The sequence below is a fragment of the Microvirga lenta genome (assembly GCF_020532555.1).
Classification (GTDB): Bacteria; Pseudomonadota; Alphaproteobacteria; order Rhizobiales; family Beijerinckiaceae; genus Microvirga; species Microvirga lenta.
The window spans coordinates 123187-149376 of the sequence record NZ_JAJBBR010000004.1; the positions used below are offsets into that span (position 1 = coordinate 123187).

Consider the following 26190-nt stretch of genomic DNA (forward strand, 5'->3'; position numbering starts at 1 on the left):
CCGCTCATGCTGCCATATCGCGATAGGGATCGGCGATGCCAAGGGTGGCGAGCGCCTTCACCTCGAGAGCTTCCATGATTTCCGCCTCCGCCTCGATTTCGTGGTCGTAGCCGAGGAGATGGAGAACGCCATGGACGATCAGATGGGCAAAATGGTCCGCGAGCGCCTTGGATTCCTCCTCGGATTCGCGCACCAGGGTTTCATAGGCTAATGCAATATCGCCCAGATGGCGAGGGCCCTCGGCGCCCGGCTGTTCCGGCGCCGGGAAGGACAGCACGTTGGTGGGCTTGTCCTTGTTGCGCCAGGTCCGGTTCAGCTCCCGGATCTGGGCGTCGTCGGCCAGCATCACGCTGACCTCGAAATCCTCGTCCGCCTCGTCCGCGACGGCGACCGCCGCCTCCGCGGCCCGCTGCGCCAGGGCCTCGGCGCCTTCGAGGCGGGCCCAGTCGCCCCCCTCGACCATGATGTCGAGCTCGATCAAAACCTGCGTCCCGGTTCCTGCGGCGGCTCCTGGCGGGCGGCCGCGTCGTAGGCGGTGACGATGCGCCGCACGAGATCGTGGCGCACCACGTCCTGCTCCTTGAAGGTGACCCGGCCGATGCCCTCGACCCCGTCGAGGATGCGCACGGCCTCCACCAGGCCGGATTTCTGGCCCGGCGGCAGGTCGATCTGGGTCGGGTCGCCGGTGATGATCATCCGCGAGCCTTCGCCGAGGCGGGTCAGGAACATCTTCATCTGCATGGAGGTGGTGTTCTGGGCCTCGTCGAGCAGCACCACCGCGTTGGTGAGCGTGCGCCCGCGCATGAAGGCGAGCGGCGCGATCTCGATCATGCCGGTCTGCAGGCCCCGGTCCACGTGCCGGGCCTCCATGAAGTCGTAGAGGGCGTCGTAGATCGGGCGCAGATACGGATCGACCTTCTCGCGCATGTCGCCGGGCAGGAAGCCCAGGCGCTCGCCCGCCTCGACGGCCGGGCGCGACAGGATCAGGCGGTCGGCCTGCCCCTGCTCCAGCAGCGAGACGGCATAGCCCACCGCGAGCCAGGTCTTGCCGGTGCCGGCGGGGCCTTCGGCGAAGACGAGCTCGTGCTGCTTGAGCGCCTTGATGTAGGCGTTCTGCGCCGCGTTGCGGGCGCGCACGGGGCCGCGCTTGCGGGTGGCGATCTGGTCGAAGGCCGTCAGCCCGGGAACGGGGGCGTCCTCGGCCTGCGGGAAGAGGGTGCCCTGCAGGGTGCTCTCCTCGATGGTGCCGTCCACGTCGCCGGGGGCGAGCGTCACGCCCTGGCGGGCGCGATCGTAGAGGCCCTCCAGGACCCGGCGCGCCAGTTCGGACGCCTCGGGCGTGCCCTTGACGGTGACCCGGTTGCCGTTGGCGATGGCGGTGACGTTCAGGCGCCGCTCCAGATGGGCGAGGTTCTGGTCGTACTGGCCGAAAACAAGGCTGGCGAGGCGGTTGTCGTCGAAGGTGAGGATGATTTCTGCCTCCTCCACGACGCCTGGATGTAAGCTCGAAGAGCCGCGGCCCTTCTGAGCACGTGCGGTCACGTTGTCCGCTGGCCTCAAATGCCTCTCCTTCGTTTAAGCCGCGGCCCTGTCGCCCGGCTTGACCCATTCCCCGAACAGGCTGTTGGAGCCTGCCCGCACGATCCGCACCGTCACGATCTCGCCGATCCGGTGAACGTCGCTTTCGAACTGCACGGCCTGCAGATAGGGCGACTTGCCTGCGATCTGGCCCGGATGACGACCCGGTTTCTCCAAGAGAACGTCAAGAGTCTGGCCAACGGTTCCGTGATTGAAAGCCTGCCTTTGCGTTTCCAACAGGTTTTGCAGGCGGCTCAGGCGCTCGGCCTTCACGGCCTCGGCGACCTGCTCGCCCATCTCGGCCGCGGGCGTGCCGGGGCGTGGGCTGTACTTGAACGAGAAGGAGCTGGCGAAGCCGATATCGGCCACGAGCCGCATCGTGTCCTCGAAATCCTGGTCCGTCTCGCCCGGGAAGCCGACGATGAAGTCGGACGACAGGGCGAGGTCGGGCTGGACCTTCCTGATTCGCTCGATCAGGCGGCGGTACTCGTCGCCCGTATGCTTGCGGTTCATGGCGTCGAGGATGCGGTCGGAGCCGGACTGCACCGGCAGGTGCAGGTAGGGCATGAGGGCGGGCAGGTCGCCATGGGCGGCGATCAGCTCCTCGTCCATGTCGCGGGGGTGGCTGGTGGTGTAGCGCAGGCGCGCGATCCCCGGCACCTCGGCGAGGCGGCGCAGCAGGCGGCCCAGGGACCAGACCGCGCCGTCCGGACCCTCGCCGTGATAGGCGTTCACGTTCTGCCCGATGAGCGTCAGCTCGCGCACGCCGGCATCGGCGAGGCGATGCGCCTCGTCCAGGATCCGGGCGACCGGGCGCGACACCTCGGCCCCGCGGGTATAGGGCACCACGCAGAAGGTGCAGAACTTGTCGCAGCCCTCCTGGATGGTGAGGAACGCCGACACGCCCCGGCTGATGGTCTTGGCCTTCGAGGGCGCGGGCAGGTGGTCGAACTTGTCCTCGATCGGGAATTCGGTGTCGACGAGGCGCTCGGACCGGGATTTCTTCAGGAGGTCGGGCAGGCGATGGTAGTTCTGCGGGCCCACCACCACGTCCACGGCGGGCTGGCGGCGCAGGATCTCCTTGCCCTCGGCCTGGGCGACGCAGCCGGCCACGACGATGCGGGTCTCCTGTCCGGCCGCCTCGCGCTCCTGCTTCAGCTCGCGCACGCGGCCGAGCTCGGAATAGACCTTCTCGGCGGCCTTCTCGCGGATATGGCAGGTGTTGAGGATGACGAGGTCCGCCTCCTCCATGGCCTTGGTTTCGCTGTAGCCTTCGGTCGCCAGCATGTCGGCCATGCGCTCGGCGTCATAGACGTTCATCTGGCAGCCGTAGGATTTGACGAAGACTTTTTTCACGCGCTTGGCCTGTATCTGACTGTCGGGACAGGGATCGTGCGCCCTTTTAAGGCTTTTGCGCCCGTAAGAGAATAGCGGCTCCTTGCCGAAAGTGTCTCACTGCGGGCCCGGCAGCGGCCAGCCTGGCCGCCTCCCGCATCGACGAGCCAGTGTTGCATGGAACGGCAGACCCTCCAACCGGGCCGCCCGGGGCGAGGCGATCACCCCGCCGTCAGGGCCCTGCGCACCTCCGCCTCCGCCTGCACCGTCGCACCCTTGCGGCTGCCGTTGAAGGGGATCGGCTCGCCCCAGGTCACGACCACGTCGAGGGGCGTGGCCTGCACGAACATCTTCAGGTGCGGCGCCAGCTCCATGTCGCCGTACCAGGCGATGAAGGGGCGGTCGCGACGGGTCACGGGAAGGCCGTGGCGGCGGGTGTAGCGGATGGCGAGGGGCTGCAGCAGCACGCGTTCGCTGCCGTTCGTGAGCGCGGTCTGGGCCGCGCCCACCAGGGAGGAGCGGAAGGGGAGCAGCCGGTTGCCGTCGCTGGTGGTGCCCTCCGCGAAGAGCACGATCACCTCGCCCTTCACCAGCCGGTGGGCGAGGGCGTCGTTCACCTCGGCGGTGGCCTTGCGGCGCTGGCGGTCGATGAAGACCGAGCGCTGCAGTCTGGCGAAGAGGCCCACCACCGGCCAGCCCTCGATCTCCGACTTGGCGATGAAGGACAGGGGGTGGAGCGAGCCGATGACCGGGATGTCGAGCCAGGAGACGTGATTGGCCACCACGAGGGTGGCGGCGTTCCCGGGCGGCGTGCCCCGCTCGATCACGCGCACGTTGAACAGGCGCAGCAGGATCCGGTGAAACCACATGGGGGTCCTGTGCAGGATGTCCCACCCGAAGCGCAGGGCCAGCATCTGCAAGGGGACGAGGAAAAGGCCGCACAGGCCGAGAGCGAGGAGCCTCAGGCCCACCAGGATGCGCGTCACGGATCGTCCTTGTCCAGGGGGACGGCGTAGAGCTCCAGCCGGTGGTAGACCACCTTGTAGCCGAGCCTCTTGGCGATCTCGTCCTGCAGGGCCTCGATCTCGTCCGAGTGGAACTCGATCACGGCCCCGGTCTCCAGGTTGATGAGGTGGTCGTGGTGCTCGCGCGCCGCCTGTTCGTAGCGGGAGCGGCCGTCGCGGAAATCCAGGCGCTCGATGATCCCTTGAGTCTCGAACAGCTTCACCGTCCGGTAGACGGTGGACAGGGAGATGCGGTCGTCCACCTCGGCGGCCCGGCGGTGCAGCTCCACCACGTCGGGATGGTCCGCCGCGTCGTCGAGAATGCGCGCGATGACCCGGCGCTGCCCGGTCATGCGCAGGCCCTTCTCGCGGCAGGCGCGCTCGATGGCGCCCGGCCGGCGCGGTCTTGCCGATGTGGTGTTGCGTGAAGCCAAGAAGTCCTCTCCTCGGGATGCTTATAGGCGACCCGTCCGGATCGGGCTACAGCCCGAGCCTCATGGTCAGGGCCGCGACCCGGCTTCCGTCCGGCTTGAGGTAGTACCCCGTCCGGCGGCCGGTTTCCTCGAAGCCGAAGCGGCGATAGAGCGCGATGGCGGGGGCGTTGCCCTCCTCCACCTCCAGATGGACATGGGCCACGCCGCGCCGGGAGAGGCCGTCGAGATGCTGCGCCAGGAGCGGCCTGGCATAGCCGCGGCCGCGGCATTCCCGGCTGATGGCGACCGTCAGGATCTCCGCCTCGTCCAGCACGATCCGCGAGAGAATGAAGCCGACCGGCGACGGGCGGCCGAAGACGGTCTCGCGCCCCACGAAGACCCCGTCGGCCAGCACCGCCCGGTCGCCGAGCAGGCTCTGGAACTCGAGGGGGCTCCACGGCCGCGCGAAGGCGGAGGCATGGATCGCCGCGAGCGCCGCGGCGGCCTCGGTTCCCAGCGGTTCGACCCGGGCCGGCGGCGGCGGGTAGAAGCGGTCGAGGAAGCTCATCGGCGCGCGATTCGCGCGGCGTCCTGCGGCTTGGCGTCGGGCTCGCGCAGGTAGAGCGGCTTCGGCAGGGCCTGGGTCGGGTCCGCGATGGCGCCGAGCCGGGCGACCCAGGCGATGTCGGGGGCGAGCGCCGCGTCGTCGACCACGATGTCGACGCCCTGCATCCGCGCCTCCGCCGCCAGCGTCGGCGCGGCCGATCCGCTCGCCAGGATCGGCCCGGAGCCGAGGAGGCGGATCGCGTCGCGGTAGCCCATGAGGCTGGGCTGGATGATGACGCGCCCGCCGGTGGCGACGGCCTGGATGTAGATCTGCCCGTGCTTGGCGTCGATGGCGGCGGTGAAGAGGCCGCGCCTGTCCCCGGCCATGAGCGGCGCCAGGAAGGCCGAGAGCGTCGCCACGCCGATGACGGGAATATCCGCCGCGATGCCGATGCCCCGGGCGGCCGCGATGCCGACCCGCAGGCCCGTATAGCTGCCCGGTCCGACGGTGACGGCGACCCGGTCGAGGGTCTCGAAGCCGCCCTCGACCTGGGAGACCACCCGGTCGATCAGCGGCAGCAGGGCCTCGGCGTGGCCGCGCTCCATGGGGATGGTCTCGCTGGCCAGCGGCTCGGCGTCCCCCGCCTGGAGAATGCAGGCCGAGCAGGCGCCGAGGGCGGTGTCGATGGCAAGGACGCGCAAGATTCGTCTCCGTCAGGTCTCACGTCTCTTTAGCGCATCGTGCGGAAAAGTGGATTACGGATTTCGCCGAACCCGACCTTCGAGGGGTCCAGGCGATGAGACACCCGGGGAGCGCAAGGCGTCGATGGCGGAAGCCGGTCGCGCAGGCGGCACCATACGACGACAGCCGGAATCGCTGGAGCGATTCCGGCTGCGCTAACGAGGGTCTTCGCCGTTCGTCCGGGCGGGACCGGAAGACCTGTTACCCGCCGCCGCCCGAACGGACTCCGCCGGCCGGAACGCCTGTGCCGGTTCCCGTCGTGCCCGCCGGGGCCCGGACGCCGGTGCTGCCGGTCCTGTCGGGCGCGGCCGGGCTGCCGGTATCCCTGACGGTTTCGCCCGGCCGGGTGGGAACCCGGGTCAGGGGCTGGCATACGCCGCCGATTCTCTCCTCGCCCTCCAGGCAGGGCCGCGTTGCCGGCGTCTGCGCCACCGCGGCGCCGCCCAGGGTCATCAGGAGCATTCCGGCCAGGAGTGGCCTTGCCGTCGCTTTCATCACAACCTCCGTTGTCGCTTCTCGGGGCTGACGCGGGAGGCGGCGATTGGTTTCAGCGTGGCGGCAATTGGAATTCCGTAAGGTACGCTACCGATCAGACCGCCTGCACCTCGCGCACGTCCGGCAGGAAGTGGCGCAGCAGGTTCTGGATGCCGTGGCGCAGGGTCGCCGTGGAGGACGGGCAGCCCGAGCAGGCGCCCTTCATGACCAGGTAGACGGTGCCGTCCTTGTAGCCCCGGAAGGTGATGTCGCCGCCGTCGCCGGCCACCGCCGGGCGGATGCGGGTCTCGAGCAGCTCCTTGATGGTCGCCACCGTGGGGGCGTCATCCTGGTCGAAGAACTCCTCGCCGTCGTCCTCCGTCTGGACATGGCCCTCGGCGAAGAGGGGCGCGCCCGACATGAAGTGCTCCATGATGCCGCCGAGGATGGCGGGCTTCAGGTGCTGCCATTCGCCGTCGGCCTTGGTGACGGTGATGAAGTCGTAGCCGAAGAAGACGCCGGTCACGCCCGAGATGGCGAAAAGGCGCCGGGCCAGGGGCGACGCGTCGGCGGCGTCCGGGGTGCGGGCCTCGAACGTGCCTTCCGGCATCACGACGCGGCCGGGCAGGAACTTCAGGGTGGCGGGATTGGGGGTGGCTTCGGTCTGGATGAACATCGGTGTTTGTCCTCTGCGCCGGTTCAAGGCCGGCCGAGCGGGTCGTCGGAAGAAGGTCTTAGAATCGTTCTAACAGGTACCATCCCCAATGTGGATCGGACGACGGGAGATTCCAAGGGGGAGACGAGACCGGTCCGGGGCGTGTCGAGGGGCCGGGGCCGTCACCCCGCCAGGGCGTCGATCTCCTCGTCGGTCAGGCCGCCCGGCACGACCACGATGGGGATCGGGAAGGAGGCGGCGGCGCGGCCGGCCAGCGTCGAGACCAGGGGGCCCGGTCCCTCCTTGCTGGACCCGGCCGCGAGGACCAGGAAGGAGATGTCCTCGTCCTCGTTGATGAGCTTGATGATCTCGTCGGCCCGGTTGCCGACGCGGATCACCTGCTCGGGCTCGACCCCGGCGGCGTTGCGCGCCTCCCGGGCCGCCTCGTCGAGCAGCTTCTCGGCCTGCGCGCTGGCCTCCTCGATCATGGCTTCGCCGACGCCGATCCACTCGAAGTCGTCGGGCGGGTCGACGATGCCGAGCATGACCATGCTCGCACCGGTGCGCGCCGCGCGCCGGGAGGCGAAATGGACCGCGCGGGCGCATTCCGGCGTCTTGTCGATCACCACCATGAATTTGGGCCGGTGGCCGGCCTCGTACGATCGGCGCTTGCCGCTCACAGCTCGGTCTCCTGCGTTACACCCTGATGCTGCCCTGACCTTAGGTCATGAGCAAGTCAGCGGGCCCGCACGAAGCCGACGATGTCCTTGACCGCGCCCATGGTCTCGGACGCGATCGCCCGTGCGCGGGCGGAGCCGTCGGCCAGCACCGCATCGATATGGCCGGGATCGGCCATGAGGCGGCGCATCTCGCCGGCGATGGGGGCGAGCTTCGTCACCGCCACGTCCACGAGCGACGCCTTGAAGCCGGAGAACTGCGATCCGCCATGCTCGCGCAGCACGTCCTCGGGCGTCGAGTCCATGAGGGCGGCGTAGATGGCGACCAGATTGTCGGCCTCCGGGCGGGCGGAGAGGCCCTCGACCTCGCTCGGTAGCGGCTCGGGATCGGTCTTCGCCTTGCGGATCTTCTGGGCGATGGTGTCGGCATCGTCGGTGAGGTTGATGCGCGAGTAATCCGACGGGTCGGACTTCGACATCTTCTTCGAGCCGTCGCGCAGGGACATGACCCGGGTGGCGGGCCCCGCGATCAGCGGCTCGGTCAGCGGGAAGAAGGCGTCGCCGAAGCCGTGCTCCGCGATGGATTCCGCGAAGTCGTTGTTGAATTTCTGCGCGATGTCGCGGGTCAGCTCCAGGTGCTGCTTCTGGTCCTCGCCCACCGGCACGTGGGTGGCGCGGTAGACCAGGATGTCGGCCGCCATCAGCATCGGATAGGCGAAGAGGCCCACCGACGCGTTCTCCCGGTCCTTGCCGGCCTTCTCCTTGAACTGGGTCATGCGGTTGGCCCAGCCCATGCGGGCGATGCAGTTGAACACCCAGGCGAGCTCGGCGTGCTCGGCCACCTGGCTCTGGTTGAACACGATGTGCTTGGCCGGGTCGATGCCGGCGGCCAGGAAGGCGGCGGTCACCTCGCGGATCTGGCGCGCGAGCTCCTTGGGATCCTGCCACACGGTGATGGCGTGCATGTCGACCACGCAATAGATGCAATCGTGCGTCTGCTGCATGGTGACGAAGCGCTTGATGGCGCCGAGGTAATTGCCGAGATGGAGATTTCCCGTCGGCTGAACGCCGGAGAAGACCCGCTCCTTGAACTGCGCCATCGTCTTTCAACTCCCACGCTTGTCGCGGCGGGGGTTATGACAGGGCGGGGCCACGATGCAAGCCTGCTCATGCTTTTTTCGCCAGAAGGGCGATATCGTCGCGGGTGAGAGCGCCGGTCAGACGGGCCGCGGCCCCGTAGAGGACGAGGCCGCCCAGGCACAGGGCCGCGAGGACGACGGCATCCGCCCGCGGGACGAGGGCCGCCGCCGCCGCCAGCCCCAGGCCCATGACGGTGCTGGCGCAGGCGATTCGGACCGCGCGTCCGGCAAGGGCGGCATCCGGCGACCAGAGGCCGAGCCGGCGCAGGCTTCCGACCAGGACGCCCGCCTGGGCGAAGCAGCCGAGGCTGATGCCGAGCGCGATGCCGGCCACGCCGAAGGCGGGCGCGAGGAGCAGCGAGGCCGCGGCGGTGACGGCGATCCCGATCAGGGCGGCGACCAGGGTGGCCCGCAGGTGATTTCGGGCGAAGAGCGTCTGGCTCAGGACCTTGGCCACGGTGGCGAAGGGCAGGCCGAGGCTGAGACAGGCGAGGACCCGGGCCGTTCCCGCCGCGTCCGCCTGCGTGAAGGCCCCGCGCGCGAACAGGACCGACGCGATGGGCCAGGCCAGGACGACGAGGGCGGCGGCGGCGGGCAGGGCGAGGAAGAGCGCCAGCTCCAGCGCCCGGTTCTGCGCGGCCACGACGGCCTCGTCCTCCCCGGCCCGGTGCTTCAGGGCGAGCTGGGGCAGGAGCACGCTGGCCGCGAAGGCCGCCATCAGCCCCAGAGGCAGCTGCATCACCCGGTCGGCGTAATAGAGCCACGACACGCCGGAGGGCCAGAACGAGGCGATCTGCGTGCCCACGAGAACGAAGAGCTGCACCGCGCCGCTGGCCACGAGGGCCGGAAAGCCGGCAAGCAGCAGGCTTTTCACCAGCGGGGACGGGCGCGGCACGCGAAAGGCGATCATGCGGCCCTCGCCCCAGGGCAGCGCGGCGGCCATGGCGGCGAGCTGGAGGAGCCCGGCCAGGCTCGCGGCGGCCGCGAGCCACGCGGCCTTCTCGGGCAGCGGCAGGGTGGAGCCCGCCTCCAGTGCGACCGCGACGGCGATCAGGCCGCCATTGACGATAAGAGGCGCGAAGGCCGCCGCGCCGTAGCGGCCGCGCAGGTTCAGGAGGGCGGCCGCGACCGACGAGAGGGTCACGCCCAGCACCATCGGGAAGCCGAGGCGGGTATAGAGCGCGACGAGGGCGAGCGTGCCGCCGTCGTCGACCAGGCCGGGCGCGAGCACGAAGGCGAGAAGCCCCGCGCCGATCTCGACCAGCCCGGACAGGGCGAGAAGCCCCAGGGCGAAGACCGATACCACGTCCCCCGCCACCCTCGCCGCCTCGCCGGGCTCCAGGCGGCTCAAGGCAGGCACGAGGGCCGGGTTGAGCCCGCCCTCGCCGACGATGCGCCGCACCAGGTTCGGCAGCCGGAACGCCGCTAGGAACGCATCCGCCACCGGCCCGGCGCCGAGCACCTGCGCGAACAGGATGTCCCGGCCGAAGCCGAGGATCCGCGACGCGACGGAGCCGAGGCCGACCAAAAGGGAGGAACGGATGAGCGACATGCCAGCCGCGCTTAGCCGGTCCGGAAGCGATTGTCCAAGACGACGAAAGGCTACGGCCGCCGGGGGACTCCTTCCGGTGTCGCTGTTCGTCCAACTCCATCCCCTCACCCTCGTCCTGAGGGGGCCGTCAGGTTCGTCTCGAAGGACGAGGGCATCTCCGGAGTGCGCTGGAGCCTCCTTCGAGACGCGGCTGCCGCGGCTCCTCAGGATGAGGGTGGAGTTTGGTTGCGACCGTCGTGGATCTGGCGGTGTTCAGCGCGACCTCATCCCCTCCCCCTTGTGGGGAGGGTTAGGGTGGGGGTGCCGGCGCCATGCCTTCATAGGCTATCGCTCACACCCCCACCTCCACCTCCTCCCCACAAGGGGGAGGAGAGCAGGTCGGCGCTTCCGGCGCGAGACGTGGTCCGCCTCGCGGTCGAGCGCTACCCTCTCGCCGCGGCAATCGCCTCCCGCTTCTGGGCCAGGGTCATGCCGCCGACATAGGAGTCGGTGCCGACCAGGAAGGAGGGGGTGGCGACGAAGCCCAGGGAATCGCCGAGCTTGAAGGCATCCTTCATCCACCCGGTGGTGCGCTCGCTGTCGGCGACGGCGGCGAGGCGCGCGGGATCGGCGCCCAGCCGCTCCGCCTCGGCCATCGCCCGCTCGCCCGTCACCGTGCCGCGCAGCCCGAAGAGCGCGAGATGGAGCGGAAGGTAATTTTCCGGCCCCTGCACCTGCAGGAAGGCCAGGGCCGCGCGGGTCGCCTGGACGGACGGCGCGCCGAGCACGGCGAAATTCACCAGCACGTAGCTCAGGTCCGGCTCGGCCTTCAGCAGCGCGGGCAGGTCCTTGGCGGAGCGTTTGCACCAGGGGCAGTTGTAGTCGAAATACTCGATCATGATCACGTCGCCATGGGCATGGCCGAGCCGCACCGCCGAGGGCAGGGCGAGGGTGTCCTCGATGAGCTCCACCGGGGCCCGCTGCGCCTCCGGCGCCTCCTGCGCGAAGGCGGGAACGCCCGCGCCCGACAGGGCGAGGCCGGCGAGAAGGGTTCGGCGGGACAGGATCATCGGCAGGGCACTCGGGTGAGGGGACGCCCGTGGTGCCGCGCAACCGTGGCAATAGCAAGGTCGGTGCGGGCTCTCTCGCGCCTTCGTGAAGGGGGCGGTGCGACGTGTCCGGCAAAGCTGCGGCGGCCGGGAGCATCCCTGAACATCGTAGGATCGGCTCCAACACCGTTAGACGTTGCATGCTGTTTCGTTACAGTGTTAAGACCTCTCGAATACCAGCAGCAGGGGGCCGAATGTCAACGAAGGCAACAGACCAGATCGACAAGGAGATCGGGCTTCGGATCCGCCTGCGCCGGACGCAAATCGGCATGAGCCAGATGAAGCTGGGCGAGGCTCTGGGAGTGACGTTTCAGCAGGTCCAGAAATACGAGAAGGGCGCCAATCGGATCAGCGTGGGACGGTTGAACCGGATCGCCGCAACCCTGGGAGTCGAGACCTCGTTCTTCCTGCCCAAGACGGACGCGACAGGATTTCCAAGCGACATCGTGCCGGCCGACAAGGATAGCCTGGAACTTCTGTCGCTGTTCGACCGCCTGCAGAACAAGGCGATGCGGCAGGCGATTCTCACGCTGGCCCGGTCAGCCTGCGAACAGGAACGGGACTTGCAAGCTATTCATCGTCTGAAAAGCCCATCTCGTCGATCAGCCGATCTGCCGCCTGCAGGAGCGCGGGCAGAGACGGCAGACGCTGAAAGTCGCTCGTCGTCAGGCCTTTCCTGATCGTCGCCAGATCCGTAACGACACGCAGGAGCGAAAGCGTGATTCTTTCGTCGTGCGTCAGCTTTCCTTCGTCGCCGCCGAGATTTCCTGCGAATTTCGTGCTCATCTTCCGAATCCGAACGATTAGCTGGCCAAGAGCGTCAGTGCGGTCGCGTGCGCATCGCCCGGCTCCATGCCCCAGACCAGCACGGGCTGCGTCCAGCCGGTCGCGTCCCGAACGCCATCGAGGGATTTTCGATTCACGTCCATGAAGGCCGCCAGCGTCATGGAGCCGGCAATCTCTTCCGGCAGGCCGAGCGCCTGCGTGGTCCACCCGAAACGCTGCCAGCGGGGCAGCCAGAAGGTTTCCATGACGCCCCCGACACGGGTCGCGCCGATGGCGAGGCAATATTCCATCACCGCGCAGAAAAGGGCTCCTGCCACCGACTTCTCCCCATGGCCGGTCCGGCGGGCCGGGGCCACGAACATCCGGGTCCATTCGATCGTTTCGTGATCCCGGGGCACCGTCCCCCGCTGCACCAGGCGCGGAAAGACTTCGCTCAGGAGGGTCGGCTCGGACATGCGGATCATCCGCGACCCGCCGACGACGTCGGGACCGATCATGGCGATCAGGTGAACGGCCGCGCTGGTATCGAACTGGTCGCGTTCGAGACCGTCTTCCCGTCTCAGATCCTCCCAGCCCCGCTCCTCGACGTAGATCAGATGGCGCCAGCGAAAGTAGCTGTCCAATTCCTTTGCATATTGCGCCGCGTTCTCCCTGGTCACGACATGGACCTGAACCATAGCCCGCCCCCGTTTGCGATGAATGACGGGATCATTCCAAACGCCGCGGGCTCCGCATATCCGAAGATCTTGGGAGGTCAGTAGGGCTGGAGTTCGCCCGACTGGAGCGCCGCCACGACGGCCTGGGTCGTGTTCGCCACGTGCAGCTTGCGCCGGATGTTGTCGAGATGGGTGATGACCGTCGCCTGGGAGATGCCGAGGATGGCCGAGGTCTCCCAGGCGCTCTTGCCGGCCGCCGCCCAGGTCAGAACCTCGCGCTCCCGCGGGGTGAGCTTCTGCCTGACGCGAGGCTGCTCCTCGCCTAGGAGCGCGCGCAGGCGCCCATGGGCCGTGACGGCCAGCAGGTGGGCCGCTGCCAATTCCTTCGGGCCGGCATCGAGGCGATACTCGCTCGCGAAGCTGAACGCCGATTGCCATCCCGTCGCCGTATAGATCGGGACGCAAAAGCCGTCGGCCAATCCGAACTCGACCGCTTCGTCCATCATGGTTTGTGCAAGGGCCTTGTCCCTGCGATGGGGAGCATCGCCCCAGCGAAAGGGCGAGGTTGTGGTGAACACGTTCTGTCCGACGGGATCGATCTGGAAGTAGTCCTGCGAGGTATAGCGCTCGAACCAGTCCTCCGGCCAGGAACTCAGGAGGACGAGGGGCTCAAGGGGGCGGTTGGGCAGGGGCAGGCCGGTCACGATGAACGACGAAAAGCCGAGATCGGCCACGGTGGCCTGGAGTTCCCGCATGACGGCATCGGCGCTTGCAAGCTCTCGGCACCGTTCGACGAAGTCGAAGACACGTTCGATGTAGTGATGCCTGAAAGCCATTGCCGGCCCTGTCGCAAGCGCCTGAGAATGCTACAGGATCACAACCACCGTTGCTTGTCGCTGTCAATGCGGCAATCCTGAATGGTTCCCCCTCCTCTGCTGTCGGGAGAAGCGGGCTGTGCGGCTATCGCGTCATCCGGCCAGCGCTCCCTTCACGGCCTCTACCGCCCGCAGGCTCAAGGCCGCGATGGTGAGCGTCGGGTTGGCCGTCGCGGAGGTCGGGAAGACGGCGGAGCCGAGGATGAACAGGTTGCGGTGGTCGTGGCTGCGCAGGTCCCGGTCCACCACGGAACTCTTCGGGTCCTCGCCCATGCGGGCGGTGCCGATGATGTGGCCGGCGCCGGCGGCATCGTCCTGATGCTGCACCCCGGTGGTGCCGAGGCGGGCGAAGATTTCCGCGTGGGCGTCGCGGGCCGCCGCGAGGCCGGCCTTCACGTAGTCGTCGTAGCGATAGGCGAGGCGGGGCAGGGGCACCCCGTACATGTCGGTCTCGGTGGGATCGAGGGTGACGCGGTTCTCCGGGTCGGGCAGCTGCTCCACCAGGGAGGCCACGCGCACGTGCCGCGAGGTGTGGTGCCTGAGCGCGTCGTCGAGCGCCTTGCCGCGCAGGCCCGTGCGGGCGAGGTCGGCGGCGGTGCTGATCGGCGCGCCCGTCGGCCAGGACCAGCCGTCGTTGCCGATCTCGACGCGGAAGGCCGGCCGCTCCTTGCGGAAGGGGCCGTCGCGCAGGTTCTCGATGCCGGAGGTCGAGAGCGGGCCGCGATAGGGCCAGACCGGATCGTTCGTCAGCGCCCAGCTCAGCTGGGTCGGGTGGTCCATGAGGTTGCGGCCGACCTGGTCGGAGCCGTTGGCGACACCGCGCGGGGTGGCCTCGGAGCGGGAGTTGAGCAGCAGGCGCGGCGTCTCGACCGCGTGGGCCGCGATGACGAAGACCTTTCCGACCGCGCGGATCTCGCTGCCGTCCGGGCGCTTCGCGCGGATCGCCGCGATGCGGCCGTCCGGTCCGGTCTCGACGAAGGTCGCGGTGGTCCGGTCGTAGAGCACGGCGCCGCTCTTCTCGGCCCGGTCCACATGCACGGTGGCGTCGTACTTCGCCTGGACCGGGCAGACCGGGATGCAGCTCGCATTGCCGCAGCAGGAGGGACGCTCGTCCCGGTCCTGCGAGTTGCGCCCCTGCGGGGTCGCGCGGACCTCGTAGACCGTGCCCTCGAGAGCCTTGGCGAAGGCCTTGTCGAGATAGGTCTGCGGAATGGCCGGCATCGGATAGGGGGTGGAGCGCGGCGCGCCGAGGGGCTCGTAGGAATCGCCCGAGACGCCGATCTCGTTCTCCGCCTGGCCGTAGAACGGCTCCAGGTCGTCATAGGCGATGGGCCAGTCGACGCCCCGGCCGTAGAGGCTCTTGAGGCGGAAATCCGCCGGCACGTGGCGCAGGCAGGTGCCGAGCCAGTGCCAGGTGGTGCCGCCGACCACCTTCACATAGGTGCTCTTGAACGTGTCCGGCCCGGCCTGCCGGTACCAGTGGTTCAGGTCGTCGGTGATCGGGTGCTCCGCCTGAGGCGTCGGCGGATAGGGGCATTCGGGCACCTTGATCAGGGCGTCCCAATAGCGCTGCGTCGCCTCGGCGCGGTCGACCTTCGACCCGGCCTCGATGATCGCGACCTTGAGGCCGCTTTCCGCCACCTTGGCGGCCAGGGTCGCTCCCGCGACGCCGGACCCGACAACGATGACATCGGCTTGAATGTCGGCCATGGTTTTGTGCCCCGAGATGAAGATCAGCTTTGCGGAGGATCGGCCCAGTAGCCGGTCTCGCCGCCGCAGGAACCGAAGGGCTTGGTGTAGTCGAGGGCGTTCCAGACCAGGGCCCCCGTGAAGGTGGCGAGAACCTCGCCCCGGTCGGTGTCGCAGACGCCCGAATACCAGGCGGCGACGATGTCCTCGGCGACGGTGCCGGCGGAGACGTTGGGGTTTTCCGTCAGCATCACGAGGCCGGGGCCGCGCCCGATGGAGGTCAGGCCCTTCAGGATCGTTGCCGCTACGTCAGAGTCGAGATCGCCCGGTTCCGCGCCGGTCAGGCGGGCGGACAGGGCCTTGAACTCGTCCAGGCCGATGGTGTCGCGGGATTGCGCCGGGCGGGAGAAGCCCGCGGCCAGCGCCAGGGTCATGCCCGCGCTGCTCAGCATGAGCGCGCGGCGCGTCATCGATGGCGCCATTCCGATCCCCCATCCAGCCATGGCCCGCCCCGTCGTTGTGGTTATGCGGGTGCAGGCGTGCCGATGGAGATTACGTTACGGCAGATTAAGAAATCGCAAAGAGGGGCGAAGTCGCGAGAGTTGGGCCGGTCGAAGGCCGATACGAGGAGCGTCGCCCGAACTCTCCTCCCCACAAGGGGGAAGGAAAAGGCGTCGCGCCATCGGAAGGGGGTCTCTTACCCTTCCTCCCCCGTGACGCCGGCGGCGTCCTGGGCCTTGAGCACCTCGGGGCGGGGCATGGAGATGATGTTGTAGCCCGAATCCACGTAGTGGATCTCGCCCGTCACGCCGTTGGACAGGTGGGACAGGAGGTAGAGGGCCGAGCCGCCGATATCCTCGATGGTCACCGTGCGCCGCAGGGGGGCATGGGCCTTCTGGTAGGTGAACATGAGGCGCGCATCCGAGATGCCGGCGCCCGCCAGGGTGCGCACGGGGCCTGCCGAGATGGCGTTGCAGCGGATGCCCTGCGGGCCGAGATCGGAGGCGATGTAGCGCATGGAGGCTTCCAGCGCCGCCTTGGCCACGCCCATCACGTTGTAGTTCGGCATGACCCGGGTCGAGCCGCCATAGGTGAGGGTGAGGAGCGAACCGCCGTTCTTCATGCGCTTGGCGGCGCGCTGGGCGATCTCCGTGAAGGAGAAGCAGGAGATCACCATGGTGCGGGAGAAGTTCTCGCGGGTGGTGACGTCCACGTAGGGACCCTTGAGCTGGGACTTGTCGGAGAAGCCGATGGCGTGGACCACGAAGTCCAGGCCGTCCCACTGCTTGTCGAGGGCGTCGAACACCGCGTCGACGGAGGCGATGTCCTCCACGTCGCAGGGAATGACCAGGTTGGACCCGAGGGACTGGGCCAGGGGCGTCACGCGCTTGCCCAGGGCCTCGCCCTGATAGGTGAAGGCGAGTTCCGCGCCGTGCTCCGCCAGGGCCTTGGCGATGCCCCAGGCGATGGAATGGTCGTTCGCGACGCCCATGATGAGGCCGCGCTTTCCTTGCATCAGACCGGTCACTTGGGTCCCCCTTGTCGACGGCTCGATTGTTTGCCGCGGATTGTTATCAAAGCGTGCACCGCGAGCCGCGATATCGATGTTGCCGAGCGTGTCCATGCGGGGTCCCCCAGAAGATCCACGGGGGATTCGCACGGGCACGTCTCAATGATGTGACGCTCGTTTTAAGCGTTATACCGGCTGAAGACGAGTGTGGCATTCGTGCCGCCGAAGCCGAAGGAGTTCGACAGGACGGTGTCGATCTTGGCGTTGTCGATCCGCTTGCGGACGATGTTCATGTCGGCGAATTCCGGATCGAGCTCCTCGATATGGGCGCTCTCGCAGATGAAGCCGTTGTTCATCATGAGCAGGGAATAGATCGCCTCCTGCACGCCCGTCGCGCCGAGCGAGTGGCCGGTGAGCGACTTGGTGGCCGAGATCGGCGGGCACTTCTCGCCCGTGCCGAAGACCTCGCGAATCGCCTCGATCTCCTTCTGGTCGCCCACGGGGGTCGAGGTGGCGTGCGGGTTGATGTAGTCGACGGGGGTCTTCACGTCCTTCAGGGCCATGCGCATGCAGCGGATCGCGCCCTCGCCGGACGGGGCCACCATGTCGTAGCCGTCCGAAGTCATGCCGTAGCCCACCACCTCGCCGTAGATCCGGGCGCCGCGGGCCTTGGCGTGCTCGAGCTCCTCCAGCACCAGCACGCCCGCGCCGCCGGCGATCACGAAGCCGTCGCGGTTGGCGTCATAGGCGCGCGACGCGGTCTTGGGCCGGTCGTTGTACTTGGTCGACATGGCGCCCATGGCGTCGAAGAGGGACGACATGGTCCAGTCCAGGTCCTCGCAGCCGCCGGCGAACATCACGTCCTGCTTGCCGTACTGGATCATCTCGTAGGCGTTGCCGACGCAGTGATTCGAGGTCGCGCAGGCGGACGAGATCGAATAGTTCACGCCCTTGATCTTGAACCAGGTGGCGAGGGTCGCGGAGGCCGTGGACGACATGGCCTTGGGCACCGCGAAGGGGCCGATGCGCTTGGGGCCCTTGTCGCGGGTGATGTCGGCCGCCTCCACGATCACGCGGGTCGAGGGGCCGCCGGAGCCCATGATGATGCCGGTGCGCTCGTTGGAGATGTCGCTCTCCTCCAGGCCGGCGTCGCGGATCGCCTGGTCCATGGCCACGTGGTTCCAGGCCGTTCCCCGGCCGTGGAAGCGCATGGCGCGCCGGTCGACGATCTCCTCGGCGTTCAGGTTCGGAGCGCCGTGGACCTGACAGCGGAAGCCGTACTTCTCGTAGTCCTCGGCCTTGCTGATGCCGGATTTCGCCTCCCGCAGCGAGGCCAGAACCTCCTGCGTGGTGTTGCCGATGGACGAGACGATGCCCATTCCGGTGACGACGACGCGCCTCATAGCCTTGACCTCTTCATAGGAACTTCGTGGCAGCCATTGTCGGGAGACGTAAGGCCGACCGTGCTCAATCTCAACCGTGAGCCTTCGAATGATCGGAGAGCATGATCCGGAAGGTCCGGGCGGATCCTCCGGAAAAGCATGCCCGGACAGTGTGTTGGGCCGGGTGGGGCCTCAGCCGCCGGCGGCCGCGTCGGCCTGCTGGAACAGCCCGACCCGCAGGTCCTTGGCCTCGTAGATGCGCTTTCCGTCCGCCTCGAGCCAGCCGTCGGCGATGCCGAGCACCAGCTTGGAGCGGAAGACGCGCTTGAAATCGACGCCGTAGACCACCTTCTTGTGGGTCGGCAGCACCTGGTCGGTGAATTTCACCTCGCCGACGCCGAGCGCCCGGCCGCGGCCCGGGGAGCCGGACCAGCCGAGGAAGAAGCCGACCATCTGCCACAGGGCGTCGACGCCCAGGCAGCCCGGCATCACCGGGTCGCCCTTGAAGTGGCAGGGGAAGAACCAGAGATCCGGCCTCACATCGAGTTCGGCGCGCACATGGCCCTTGCCGTGCTCGCCGCCGTCCTCGCCGATGGAGGTGATGCGGTCGAACATCAGCATGGGCGGAAGCGGCAACTGCGCATTGCCGGGACCGAACAATTCTCCGCGCCCGCAGGCGAGAAGCTCTTCGTAAGTAAAGCTCGACTGGCGCGCCATGCCGGATGCCGATCCTTTCATCACTGTCTCAAATGCGGCCTGCGGTCTGCCCGAGGCCCTCGAACGGGGCTCTGGTAGCACAGGCTTGGCCGTCCATCAAAGGGACCTGCGCCCCCGGCCACGAACTTTATAATGCCGCAGGAGGGCAGGGCCCGGTTAGCCTTGCGGCAAGAGCCTCGCTTTCCTATCATGGAGATGATAGAAGCACTTATTCTTACAATCAGTTCCGACGATGACCGATCCCTTGTCCGACTACATCCAGGCCACGACCGCTCCCGCCCATCGCCGGGGCTGCCCCCTGTCCGAGCTGCGGGACAAGCTGCGCCGCGTCGGCCTGCGCCCGACCCGGCAGCGGGTTTCCCTGGGCTGGCTCCTGTTCGGCAAGGGCGACCGGCACATCACGGCCGAGGTCCTCTTCGACGAGGCGGTGAAGGCCCGGGTCCCGGTTTCGCTCGCCACCGTCTACAACACCCTGCACCAGTTCACGGAAGCGGGCCTCCTGCGCCAGCTCGCGGTCGACGGCTCCAAGGCCTATTTCGACACCAACCCCACCGAGCACCACCACTTCTTCCTGGAGGACGTGGGAGAGCTGGTGGACATGCCCTCCGCCGGGGTCAGCGTCGGCGACCTGCCCGAGCCGCCTCCGGGCATGGAGGTGGCGGGTGTCGAGGTCATCGTCCGCCTCCGCCGGAAAGCCTCCTGACGGTCACATCGTTAAGGCTTTTTTCGCGGGGCGGTTGTAAAGTCCTCACATGCCGCTCGGCCACTGCCTTCTCGCCCTGTTCGTCACCGTCATCTGGGGGCTCAGCTTCGTCGTCATCAAGATCGGCGTCGGCGCCACGCCGCCGCTTCTGCTGGCGGCCCTGCGCTTCGCCTTCGCGGCGCTCCCGGCGGTGTTCTTCATCCCGCGCCCGAAGACGGGCTGGCGCTACATCCTGGGCTACGGCTTCTTCCTGGGCATCGTCCAGTTCGGGCTGCTCTTCGCCGCCATCGCGCTCGGCATGCCGGCGAGCCTGGCCTCCCTCATCATGCAGGCGCAGGTCTTCTTCACGATCCTCTTCGCCGCCCTTCTCATGGGCGAGCGGCCGAGCCCGTACCAGATCGTCGGCGGGATCGTCGCCTTCCTGGGCCTCGGCCTCATCGCCTGGCCGCGGCTGGCGGGCAGCGAGGCCGTCCCGTTCCTGATGACGGTCGCGGCCTCCGCCGCCTGGGGCGTCGCCAACATCGTGTCCAAGCGCGCCGGCCGGGTCGACATGCTGGGTTTCGTGGTCTGGGCCAGCCTGATTCCGCCCATTCCCCTGCTCGGGCTTTCGCTCTGGCTCGACGGGCCGGCGCAGGTGGCCGCGGCCCTGAGCCATCTCGACCTCAAGGCCCTCGCGTCGGTGGCCTATCTCGCCTACCCGACCACGGTCTTCGCCTTCGCGGTCTGGGCCTACCTTCTCTCGCGCTATCCGGCCGCCACGGTCACGCCCTTCGCGCTGCTCGTGCCGGTGGCCGGCATCGCGGGCGCGTCGGTGATCCTGGACGAGGCCATGGCGCCCATCGAGGCGGTGGGCGGCGCCGTCATCATCCTGGGACTGGCGATCAACGTCTTCGGCCCGCACCTCGTGCAGAGGCCGGGACCGGCCTAGGCGGCTTCGCGGCCTAGCGGAGCACGCCGAATCCCACCAGCGCGTAAGCGATCAGGAAGATCGCCACGAAGACGTTGAGGAAGCGCGGCGCCACCAGGGAGGCGATGCCGAGGACCAGGGCCAGGATCGGGAGAAGCTTGAAGCTGAGATTGATGGACACGAACGAGATCCGTTACTCTATAACAGGGCGGCCTTTATCGGCCGGAAATGGTTTCCAAACTGGAAACCCCGGCGCGCGCCGGCAGCGGCTTTCCGGCCTTATTCCACCGTCTCGTTCGGATAGACGCCCCACAGCTTCTCCTGGCGCACATAGCCGGCCACGTCGGCGCTGCCCTCCCGCACGATGGTGATCTGGCACCAGGTGCCGTCGCAGCCCCTGATGCTGCCGATCACGCCCGGCTGAAGCTGGGCCACCGTCTGGCCCTTGTCGTCGGCCCGGTCGAGCAGCGGGATCGGCGGCTGGTCGCCCTTGGCCCAGGGCATGACCAGGGCCGTGCGGCGCCCGGAGAGCAGGGAGTGGAGCACCCAGCCGTCGGTGCCCTCCGAATCGCGGATCCGGCGCCAGGTCTCGTATTCGGCGATGATCTCGACCGGCAGGCCCGCGCGCTGGAACACCCAGGCCGTCCGATGGTCCTTGGACGGGCCTTCCCTCAGGTTCACCCGGTCCGTCTTCAGGCTCACGTAGCGCGGCACGGGAAGCCCGGTTCCCAGGCGTCCGCCGGGAGGCTGCTGCGCCGGGCTCTCGGCGGCGCTCAGGGCCAGCAGGGCAAGGCTGAGGACGATCTTGCGCATGGTTCCCCTTCACGTTGGCTTTGTCTAAAGGCGAGCCTCTGGTAGAGAAGCTTGACGGGCCCCGCCACGCGGCGGCTCATCGCCTTTAGTCGCCGAAACAGGGTTAAGAGAGAGTGAAATCTCCTGAAACTCGTGCGGCTTTTTCGAGTGCCCGAGGACATCCCGAGCCGATGAAGAAGAGACCTGTCGTCGTCGTCACCCGCCGCCTTCCCGACGTGATCGAGACGCGCCTGCGCGAGCTCTTCGACACGCGCCTCAACCTCGAGGACAAGCCGCTCACGGCCGAGGAACTCGCCGAGGCGGTGAGGACGGCCGACGTGCTGGTGCCGACCATCACCGACGACATCGACGCGGCCCTCCTGGAGCAGGCCGGCCCCAACCTCAAGCTCATCGCCAATTTCGGCAACGGGGTCGACAACATCGACGTGCCCGCCGCCGCCGCCCGGGGCATCACCGTCACCAACACGCCGGGCGTGCTGACCGAGGACACGGCGGACATGACCATGGCACTGATCCTCGCCGTGGCGCGCCGGATCACGGAAGGCGCCCAGATCGTCCCCTCCGGGAACTGGGCCGGCTGGTCCCCGACCTGGATGCTCGGGCGGCGCATCACCGGCAAGCGGCTCGGCATCGTCGGCATGGGCCGCATCGGCCAGGCGCTGGCGCGGCGCGCCAAGGCGTTCGGGCTCTCGATCCACTACCACAACCGCCGCCACGTGCCGCCGAAGATCGAGGCGGAGCTGGAGGCGACCTACTGGGAATCCCTCGACCAGATGCTGGCGCGCATGGACATCGTGTCCGTGAACTGCCCGCACACGCCCGCCACCTATCACCTGCTCTCCGCCCGGCGCCTCAAGCTCATGAAGCCCGACGCCATCCTGGTGAACACGGCCCGGGGCGAGATCATCGACGAGGCGGCGCTCACCAAGCTGATCGAGTCGGGCGCCATCGCGGGCGCGGGCCTCGACGTGTTCGAGGAGGAGCCGGCGGTCAATCCGCGCCTGCTGCGCCTCGCCAAGCAGGGCAAGGTGGTGCTGCTGCCGCATATGGGCTCGGCCACCCACGAGGGCCGCATCGCCATGGGCGAGAAGGTCATCGTCAACATCCGCGCCTTCACCGACGGCCACAAGCCGCCGGACCGGGTGCTGCCGAGCATGGTGTGACGCCCGGCGCCGGATTTTTCCTGACGCGATGTCGGTCTTCCCGGTCGGGAGAGGAGTTCGGTTGCGTTCAGGCTGCCGCTTTTCATCCAGCCGCCCGCAGCCCTCATCCCGAGGGGACCGTCAGGTCCGTCTCGAAGGACGAGGGCGTCTCCGGGGTGCCCTGGAGCCTCCTTCGAGACGCGGCTGCGCGGCTCTTCGGGAGGAGGTCAGGAGAGGATGATACCGCCGTAGGATTTGGCTGTGATGGCGCGACCTCCTTCCCTCCCCCTTGTGGGGAGGGCCAGGGTGCCGGCGCCGGACCTTCATAGGCTATCGCCCACACCCCCACCTCCACCTCCTCCCCACAAGGGGGAGGAGAGCAGGTCGGCGCTTCCTGCGAAACCCGAGGTCCGTGAGGAGGAGAGCCGGACGGCGCTGCCCGTGAGAGCCTTCGGCTACCTCTCACCCCGCTGCAGAGAGCGAAAGAGCCGCTTACCCGGCGGGGACGACATGCGCGGGGGAAAGCCGCCCGATCACCTCCCCGGCCGCCCGCTCGCCCTCTTCCCACGCGCCGCCCGCCGTGCCCCATTGGGCGCGCGACAGCGCCTCCCCGGCGAACCAGATCCGCTCGCCGACCGGCGCCTTCAGGGTATCGCGGATCGCGTAGGATCCCGGCGGCACCACGGCCCAGGAGGCGCGCGACCAGGGATCGTGCCGCCAGGCGGTGCCGAGGCTGACGCTGAGGTTCCGGATGGCACGGTGCCCGAAATGCTCGGCCAGGACCGCGCGGGCGAACCGGGCCGGGGCATGGGGATCGCGCCCGTCGAGCCGGGCCGCGGCAGGCTGGTCGAGCTCGAAGAAATGGAACGGCGTGCCGTCGATGCGCGTGAGCAGCCCCGGCGGCTCCCGATGGCCTCCGACCAGGCTCGCGAGCCGGTCCGGGCCGTCGAAGGGCGAGTCGGGCCAGTGCAGCACCACGTGCTCGTAGACGCCCGGGGTGAAGCCGTGGATCGCATCCCTCACGGCCGGCGGCAGCGCCGGCGCGAAGCGGATCGCGTCCCGCTGCAGCACCGCCATGGGGGCGGTCACGATCGCGGCCCTGGCCCGAAGGGTTCCCTCGGCGGTCTCGAGCCGCACCCCCTCGCCCGACCAGTCGACGGCCCGGACGGGCGTGTTCAGCCGGATCGGCAGGGCCCTGGCGAGCCGCGCCACATAGGCGCCGAGCCCGCCCGCGATGAAGAGGTTGTCGGCATATTCCATGCTCGGGAAATCGTGCAGGCTCACCTCGTCGAGAGGGCGGCCCGAGACCAGGCCGTGGACCTTCGCGACGCGCCGCCCGTGCGGTCCCATCGGCGGCAGGGCCCTGGCGGCGGGCTGGTCCTCCCGGCGGCGGGCCTCCTGGCTCATGGCCCGGTCGGCCCGGTCGAAGGCCGCGTCGAGGGCGGCCCTGTCGGCCCGCGACCCCTTCCGGCCGCGCACGAAGAGGTGCCCCTCCACGGGCGCCCGGCGCAGGGGCTCGCCCCGCTCGCGCCCGAGCCGGACCAGGGGGTTGATCGGTCCGGCATGGAGCCAGTGGGCGCCGAGATCCACCGGATGCGCCTTCAGCGGCACCGTCACCGTGCGCCCGCCGATGCGGGAACGGGCCTCCAGCACCGTCACGGACAGGCCCGCCGCCACGAGCCGCCGCGCCGCCGCGATGCCGGCGGAGCCGGCGCCGACGATCGCCACGTCGGGCACGTCGGCAGAGGTGCGGGGGAATGTCGGTTCGGCAGGCTTCACAGCTTCCTCCACCCCTCGCCTTGCGGAGGGTCCGTTCATAAGTAAAGTCCGCGCTTCATCTCAGGAGAGTTCATGACAGGTCTTGCCTTCGCCGCCCAGTCCATCGGGGCAGGAGATCGCCGATGCTGATCCAGTCGGTTTTCGCTGCGGCCAGGGAGGTGTTCTCGCCGGCGCTCAGGAGCATTCTCTGGAAATCCCTGGCCTTGACGGCGGCCCTGCTGGCGCTGGTCTGGCTCGGGCTGACGCGCCTGTTCGACTACTTCCTCGACAGCTATCCCGTCGGCGCCGACTACCCGCTCATCGAAGGCTTCGCCTTCTTCCTGGCCGGGTTCGGGCTCTTCGTCGCGCTGATCTATCTCCTGCCCGCCGTCACCGCCATCGTGGCGGGCTATTTCCTCGACGACGTGGCCGAGGTGGTCGAGCGCAAGGACTATCCCGCCGATCCGCCGGGGCAGGCCCTGCCATTCGGCAAGGCGATCCTCTACGGCCTGCGCTTCGCCGGGCTGTCGCTTCTGGTGAACCTTGCGGCGCTGCTCTTGTTCTTCATTCCCGGCATCAATATCGGCGTGTTCTTCGTCGCCAACGCCTACCTGCTGGGCCGGGAATATTTCGAGCTCGCGGCCGGCCGCTTCTGGGTGCCCGAGGACGTGGCGCGCCTGCGCATGGAGCACCGGGGCACGGTCTTCGCCGCGGGCGCGGTGCTGGCGGGGCTCGTTCTGGTGCCGGTCTTGAACCTCGTCACGCCGATCTTCGGCGCGACCATGATGGTTCACCTGCACAAGCGCCTAGTGGCTCGACGACTGGCCGACGGCCGGTCCGGAGGCCCGGTCCGGCTTGAAGTCGGACGTCGCGTCCCGTGATTCGCCCGCCAGCAGATCCGGCTTGGTCTGCGTCGCGTTGCGGTTGAGGTCGAACTGGCCCGTCTTGCGGAAGCGGGTCAGGTAGGAGGGCGCGATGGCCTCGATGGTGGTGGGGGTGATGCCCAGCCCCTCGAGGGTGCGGCCCTCCCGCAGGGCGGTCTCGGAGACCACGTTGTCCCGCTCCAGCAGGATCGCCTGGTCCTTGGTCATCACGAACTCGTCCGGCATCAGGCCGAGGGTGAGCGTGTCGAGCAGGCCCAGGACGCTGCCCTGGGCGCGGGCGGCCGCGTTCGGCAGGGGCAGGATCACCCGCTTGCGCTCGGTCACCTCGCACACGTATTCCACCAGGGCGCGCAGGGTCTTGATCTCGGGGCCGCCGAGCTCGTAGACGCGCCCGCCCGGCACGGCGCCGTCCACCGCCTTGACGATGGCCGCCGCCACGTCGCCGGCGAAGACCGGCTGGAAGCCGGTGTCGGCTCCCGCCAGCGGCAGGACCGGGAGCATCCGGACGAGGCTGGCGAAGCGGTTCAGGGTGTTGTCGCTCGGCCCGAACATGAGGGAGGGCCGCAGGATCACCGCATCCGGCCGCACGTTCAGGAGCCCGGCTTCGCCGCGGGCCTTGGAGCGGGCATAGACCGATTCGGAGTTCGCATCGGCGCCGATGGCCGAGACGTTGACGATGGTGGCGTCGGGCCGGGCCAGCTCGGCGATGAGGCGCGGCCCCTCGGCCTGGATCGCGTCGAAGCGCTGGCGCCCCTTCTCCTGCAGGATGCCCACCAGGTTGATCACGTGATCGGCCTTGGCGACCGCGTGGGCGACGGAATCCGGATAGCGCAGGTTGGCCTGGATCTGATGGATCTGGCCGACCATGCCCTGCGGCAGGAAGTTCGTCCGGTTCGGCAGGCGGGTCGCCACGAGAACCCGGTAGCCGCGCTTGGCCAGGGCACTCACCACGTAGCGGCCGAGAAAGCCGGTGCCGCCGAAGACGGTGACGAGTTGCTGATAGGGCGTGCGGATGGCGCCGATCATGAAAAGCTCCTGTCCGTCGGGACGTGGGTCGGACCCTGGGGCTCGGGGCGACCCTGGAAATGGAATTTGGAACGTCTCTAGTCAAACGCCGGACCCCTGTGAAGGGGCGTGCGACAGAGAAAGCACGCAATCGTCGTTT

29 protein-coding genes are annotated in these 26190 nt (G+C 68.6%); 5 read left to right on the top strand and 24 right to left on the bottom strand.

What is annotated here, in order from left to right:
* Positions 1-4: 4 nt before the first annotated feature.
* The 13 genes from ybeY to LGR44_RS06395 all read right to left on the bottom strand — a co-directional run bounded on the left by ybeY (position 5) and on the right by LGR44_RS06395 (position 11164).
* A complete protein-coding gene (gene ybeY, locus LGR44_RS06335; RefSeq protein ID WP_226739235.1) occupies positions 5-463 on the bottom strand; it encodes an rRNA maturation RNase YbeY in 459 nt (152 codons plus the stop codon).
* A 14-nt stretch (positions 464-477) separates the two neighbouring features.
* Positions 478-1560 (bottom strand): PhoH family protein, encoded by a 1083-nt coding sequence (locus LGR44_RS06340; RefSeq protein ID WP_264196373.1) that lies wholly within the window; start codon positions 1558-1560, stop codon positions 478-480.
* A gap of 15 nt (positions 1561-1575) precedes the next feature.
* Positions 1576-2934, bottom strand: coding sequence for a tRNA (N6-isopentenyl adenosine(37)-C2)-methylthiotransferase MiaB (gene miaB / locus LGR44_RS06345; protein WP_226738456.1), 1359 nt, complete (start codon positions 2932-2934; stop codon positions 1576-1578).
* 200 nt (positions 2935-3134) lie between these two features.
* Positions 3135-3899, bottom strand: coding sequence for a lysophospholipid acyltransferase family protein (locus LGR44_RS06350; RefSeq protein WP_226738458.1), 765 nt, complete (start codon positions 3897-3899; stop codon positions 3135-3137).
* Entirely contained in the window at positions 3896-4351 is a 456-nt protein-coding gene (locus LGR44_RS06355) for a Fur family transcriptional regulator (RefSeq protein ID WP_264196374.1), read from the bottom strand. The genes LGR44_RS06350 and LGR44_RS06355 overlap by 4 nt, the downstream gene beginning before the upstream one ends.
* 46 nt (positions 4352-4397) lie before the next feature.
* Positions 4398-4898, bottom strand: a complete 501-nt coding sequence (locus LGR44_RS06360; protein ID WP_226738460.1) for a GNAT family N-acetyltransferase — start codon at positions 4896-4898, stop codon at positions 4398-4400.
* Positions 4895-5578 (bottom strand): tRNA (adenosine(37)-N6)-threonylcarbamoyltransferase complex dimerization subunit type 1 TsaB, encoded by a 684-nt coding sequence (gene tsaB / locus LGR44_RS06365; protein WP_226738462.1) that lies wholly within the window; start codon positions 5576-5578, stop codon positions 4895-4897. The genes LGR44_RS06360 and tsaB overlap by 4 nt, the downstream gene beginning before the upstream one ends.
* Positions 5579-5819: 241 nt before the next feature.
* Positions 5820-6113 (bottom strand): hypothetical protein, encoded by a 294-nt coding sequence (locus LGR44_RS06370; RefSeq protein ID WP_226738464.1) that lies wholly within the window; start codon positions 6111-6113, stop codon positions 5820-5822.
* Positions 6114-6207: 94 nt separating this feature from the next.
* Positions 6208-6768 (bottom strand): NifU family protein, encoded by a 561-nt coding sequence (locus LGR44_RS06375; protein WP_226738466.1) that lies wholly within the window; start codon positions 6766-6768, stop codon positions 6208-6210.
* Positions 6769-6929: 161 nt separating this feature from the next.
* Positions 6930-7427 carry a universal stress protein gene (locus LGR44_RS06380; protein WP_226738468.1) on the bottom strand — a complete coding sequence of 166 codons (498 nt, stop codon included), beginning with the start codon at positions 7425-7427 and terminating at the stop codon, positions 6930-6932.
* A gap of 56 nt (positions 7428-7483) precedes the next feature.
* Positions 7484-8524 carry a tryptophan--tRNA ligase gene (gene trpS / locus LGR44_RS06385; protein ID WP_226738470.1) on the bottom strand — a complete coding sequence of 347 codons (1041 nt, stop codon included), beginning with the start codon at positions 8522-8524 and terminating at the stop codon, positions 7484-7486.
* A gap of 67 nt (positions 8525-8591) precedes the next feature.
* Positions 8592-10115 (bottom strand): murein biosynthesis integral membrane protein MurJ, encoded by a 1524-nt coding sequence (gene murJ, locus LGR44_RS06390; protein WP_226738472.1) that lies wholly within the window; start codon positions 10113-10115, stop codon positions 8592-8594.
* Positions 10116-10537: 422 nt separating this feature from the next.
* Complete coding sequence (locus tag LGR44_RS06395) at positions 10538-11164, bottom strand: thioredoxin domain-containing protein (RefSeq protein ID WP_226738474.1); 627 nt, start codon at positions 11162-11164, stop codon at positions 10538-10540.
* A 233-nt stretch (positions 11165-11397) separates the two neighbouring features.
* Between LGR44_RS06395 and LGR44_RS06400 the strand changes: the two genes are divergently transcribed.
* Complete coding sequence (locus LGR44_RS06400; RefSeq protein WP_226738476.1) at positions 11398-11883, top strand: helix-turn-helix domain-containing protein; 486 nt, start codon at positions 11398-11400, stop codon at positions 11881-11883.
* Between the two features lie 123 nt (positions 11884-12006).
* Here the strand turns inward: LGR44_RS06400 and LGR44_RS06405 are convergent, their stop codons facing one another.
* The 7 genes from LGR44_RS06405 to fabA all read right to left on the bottom strand — a co-directional run bounded on the left by LGR44_RS06405 (position 12007) and on the right by fabA (position 18839).
* Complete coding sequence (locus tag LGR44_RS06405; protein WP_226738479.1) at positions 12007-12666, bottom strand: acyl-homoserine-lactone synthase; 660 nt, start codon at positions 12664-12666, stop codon at positions 12007-12009.
* Positions 12667-12743: 77 nt separating this feature from the next.
* Entirely contained in the window at positions 12744-13481 is a 738-nt protein-coding gene (locus LGR44_RS06410; RefSeq protein WP_226738481.1) for a helix-turn-helix transcriptional regulator, read from the bottom strand.
* Between the two features lie 132 nt (positions 13482-13613).
* Positions 13614-15230: a GMC family oxidoreductase gene (locus LGR44_RS06415; RefSeq protein ID WP_226738483.1), complete on the bottom strand. Its 1617-nt coding sequence runs from the start codon at positions 15228-15230 to the stop codon at positions 13614-13616.
* A gap of 23 nt (positions 15231-15253) precedes the next feature.
* Positions 15254-15691 carry a sorbitol dehydrogenase family protein gene (locus tag LGR44_RS06420; protein WP_226738485.1) on the bottom strand — a complete coding sequence of 146 codons (438 nt, stop codon included), beginning with the start codon at positions 15689-15691 and terminating at the stop codon, positions 15254-15256.
* Positions 15692-15906: 215 nt separating this feature from the next.
* A complete protein-coding gene (fabI, locus tag LGR44_RS06425) occupies positions 15907-16737 on the bottom strand; it encodes an enoyl-ACP reductase FabI (protein WP_319004820.1) in 831 nt (276 codons plus the stop codon).
* Between the two features lie 161 nt (positions 16738-16898).
* Positions 16899-18122, bottom strand: coding sequence for a beta-ketoacyl-ACP synthase I (fabB, locus tag LGR44_RS06430; protein ID WP_226738487.1), 1224 nt, complete (start codon positions 18120-18122; stop codon positions 16899-16901).
* A 171-nt stretch (positions 18123-18293) separates the two neighbouring features.
* Complete coding sequence (gene fabA, locus LGR44_RS06435) at positions 18294-18839, bottom strand: 3-hydroxyacyl-[acyl-carrier-protein] dehydratase FabA (protein ID WP_377035602.1); 546 nt, start codon at positions 18837-18839, stop codon at positions 18294-18296.
* A 211-nt stretch (positions 18840-19050) separates the two neighbouring features.
* Between fabA and irr the strand changes: the two genes are divergently transcribed.
* Together irr and LGR44_RS06445 are read left to right on the top strand one after the other, a co-directional pair.
* Positions 19051-19521: a Fur family transcriptional regulator Irr gene (gene irr, locus LGR44_RS06440; RefSeq protein WP_226738489.1), complete on the top strand. Its 471-nt coding sequence runs from the start codon at positions 19051-19053 to the stop codon at positions 19519-19521.
* Positions 19522-19570: 49 nt separating this feature from the next.
* The gene (locus tag LGR44_RS06445) at positions 19571-20449 is read left to right on the top strand and encodes an EamA family transporter (protein ID WP_226738491.1); all 879 of its coding nucleotides are present in this window, start codon (positions 19571-19573) and stop codon (positions 20447-20449) included.
* Between the two features lie 13 nt (positions 20450-20462).
* Here LGR44_RS06445 and LGR44_RS06450 read toward each other — a convergent pair whose 3' ends face one another.
* Complete coding sequence (locus LGR44_RS06450; RefSeq protein WP_226738495.1) at positions 20463-20609, bottom strand: DUF3096 domain-containing protein; 147 nt, start codon at positions 20607-20609, stop codon at positions 20463-20465.
* Between the two features lie 98 nt (positions 20610-20707).
* On the bottom strand, positions 20708-21241 hold the full coding sequence (locus tag LGR44_RS06455; RefSeq protein ID WP_226738497.1) for an SH3 domain-containing protein: 534 nt from the start codon (positions 21239-21241) through the stop codon (positions 20708-20710).
* A gap of 170 nt (positions 21242-21411) precedes the next feature.
* Between LGR44_RS06455 and LGR44_RS06460 the strand changes: the two genes are divergently transcribed.
* Positions 21412-22404 (top strand): 2-hydroxyacid dehydrogenase, encoded by a 993-nt coding sequence (locus tag LGR44_RS06460; RefSeq protein WP_226738499.1) that lies wholly within the window; start codon positions 21412-21414, stop codon positions 22402-22404.
* Between the two features lie 471 nt (positions 22405-22875).
* Here LGR44_RS06460 and LGR44_RS06465 read toward each other — a convergent pair whose 3' ends face one another.
* Positions 22876-24201 carry a flavin monoamine oxidase family protein gene (locus LGR44_RS06465; protein WP_226738501.1) on the bottom strand — a complete coding sequence of 442 codons (1326 nt, stop codon included), beginning with the start codon at positions 24199-24201 and terminating at the stop codon, positions 22876-22878.
* Positions 24202-24284: 83 nt separating this feature from the next.
* Here LGR44_RS06465 and LGR44_RS06470 point away from each other — a divergent pair, with 83 nt between their 5' ends.
* Positions 24285-25022, top strand: coding sequence for a sulfate transporter family protein (locus LGR44_RS06470; RefSeq protein ID WP_226738503.1), 738 nt, complete (start codon positions 24285-24287; stop codon positions 25020-25022).
* Here the strand turns inward: LGR44_RS06470 and LGR44_RS06475 are convergent.
* Positions 24948-26051 carry a complex I NDUFA9 subunit family protein gene (locus LGR44_RS06475; RefSeq protein WP_226738505.1) on the bottom strand — a complete coding sequence of 368 codons (1104 nt, stop codon included), beginning with the start codon at positions 26049-26051 and terminating at the stop codon, positions 24948-24950. The two genes, LGR44_RS06470 and LGR44_RS06475, sit on opposite strands and share 75 nt — an antisense overlap.
* Positions 26052-26190: the final 139 nt, after the last annotated feature.

Coding starts and splice junctions, on each gene's coding strand:
- ybeY (WP_226739235.1), bottom strand. CDS start 463: ATGGTCGAGGGGGGCGACTGGGCCCGCCTCGAAGGCGCCGAGGCCCTG.
- LGR44_RS06360 (WP_226738460.1), bottom strand. CDS start 4,898: ATGAGCTTCCTCGACCGCTTCTACCCGCCGCCGCCGGCCCGGGTCGAA.
- LGR44_RS06370 (WP_226738464.1), bottom strand. CDS start 6,113: ATGAAAGCGACGGCAAGGCCACTCCTGGCCGGAATGCTCCTGATGACC.
- LGR44_RS06375 (WP_226738466.1), bottom strand. CDS start 6,768: ATGTTCATCCAGACCGAAGCCACCCCCAATCCCGCCACCCTGAAGTTC.
- trpS (WP_226738470.1), bottom strand. CDS start 8,524: ATGGCGCAGTTCAAGGAGCGGGTCTTCTCCGGCGTTCAGCCGACGGGA.
- murJ (WP_226738472.1), bottom strand. CDS start 10,115: ATGTCGCTCATCCGTTCCTCCCTTTTGGTCGGCCTCGGCTCCGTCGCG.
- LGR44_RS06395 (WP_226738474.1), bottom strand. CDS start 11,164: ATGATCCTGTCCCGCCGAACCCTTCTCGCCGGCCTCGCCCTGTCGGGC.
- LGR44_RS06400 (WP_226738476.1), top strand. CDS start 11,398: ATGTCAACGAAGGCAACAGACCAGATCGACAAGGAGATCGGGCTTCGG.
- LGR44_RS06405 (WP_226738479.1), bottom strand. CDS start 12,666: ATGGTTCAGGTCCATGTCGTGACCAGGGAGAACGCGGCGCAATATGCA.
- LGR44_RS06410 (WP_226738481.1), bottom strand. CDS start 13,481: ATGGCTTTCAGGCATCACTACATCGAACGTGTCTTCGACTTCGTCGAA.
- LGR44_RS06415 (WP_226738483.1), bottom strand. CDS start 15,230: ATGGCCGACATTCAAGCCGATGTCATCGTTGTCGGGTCCGGCGTCGCG.
- LGR44_RS06420 (WP_226738485.1), bottom strand. CDS start 15,691: ATGGCGCCATCGATGACGCGCCGCGCGCTCATGCTGAGCAGCGCGGGC.
- fabB (WP_226738487.1), bottom strand. CDS start 18,122: ATGAGGCGCGTCGTCGTCACCGGAATGGGCATCGTCTCGTCCATCGGC.
- fabA (WP_377035602.1), bottom strand. CDS start 18,839: ATGAAAGGATCGGCATCCGGCATGGCGCGCCAGTCGAGCTTTACTTAC.
- irr (WP_226738489.1), top strand. CDS start 19,051: ATGACCGATCCCTTGTCCGACTACATCCAGGCCACGACCGCTCCCGCC.
- LGR44_RS06445 (WP_226738491.1), top strand. CDS start 19,571: ATGCCGCTCGGCCACTGCCTTCTCGCCCTGTTCGTCACCGTCATCTGG.
- LGR44_RS06455 (WP_226738497.1), bottom strand. CDS start 21,241: ATGCGCAAGATCGTCCTCAGCCTTGCCCTGCTGGCCCTGAGCGCCGCC.
- LGR44_RS06460 (WP_226738499.1), top strand. CDS start 21,412: ATGAAGAAGAGACCTGTCGTCGTCGTCACCCGCCGCCTTCCCGACGTG.
- LGR44_RS06465 (WP_226738501.1), bottom strand. CDS start 24,201: ATGAACGGACCCTCCGCAAGGCGAGGGGTGGAGGAAGCTGTGAAGCCT.
- LGR44_RS06470 (WP_226738503.1), top strand. CDS start 24,285: ATGCTGATCCAGTCGGTTTTCGCTGCGGCCAGGGAGGTGTTCTCGCCG.
- LGR44_RS06475 (WP_226738505.1), bottom strand. CDS start 26,051: ATGATCGGCGCCATCCGCACGCCCTATCAGCAACTCGTCACCGTCTTC.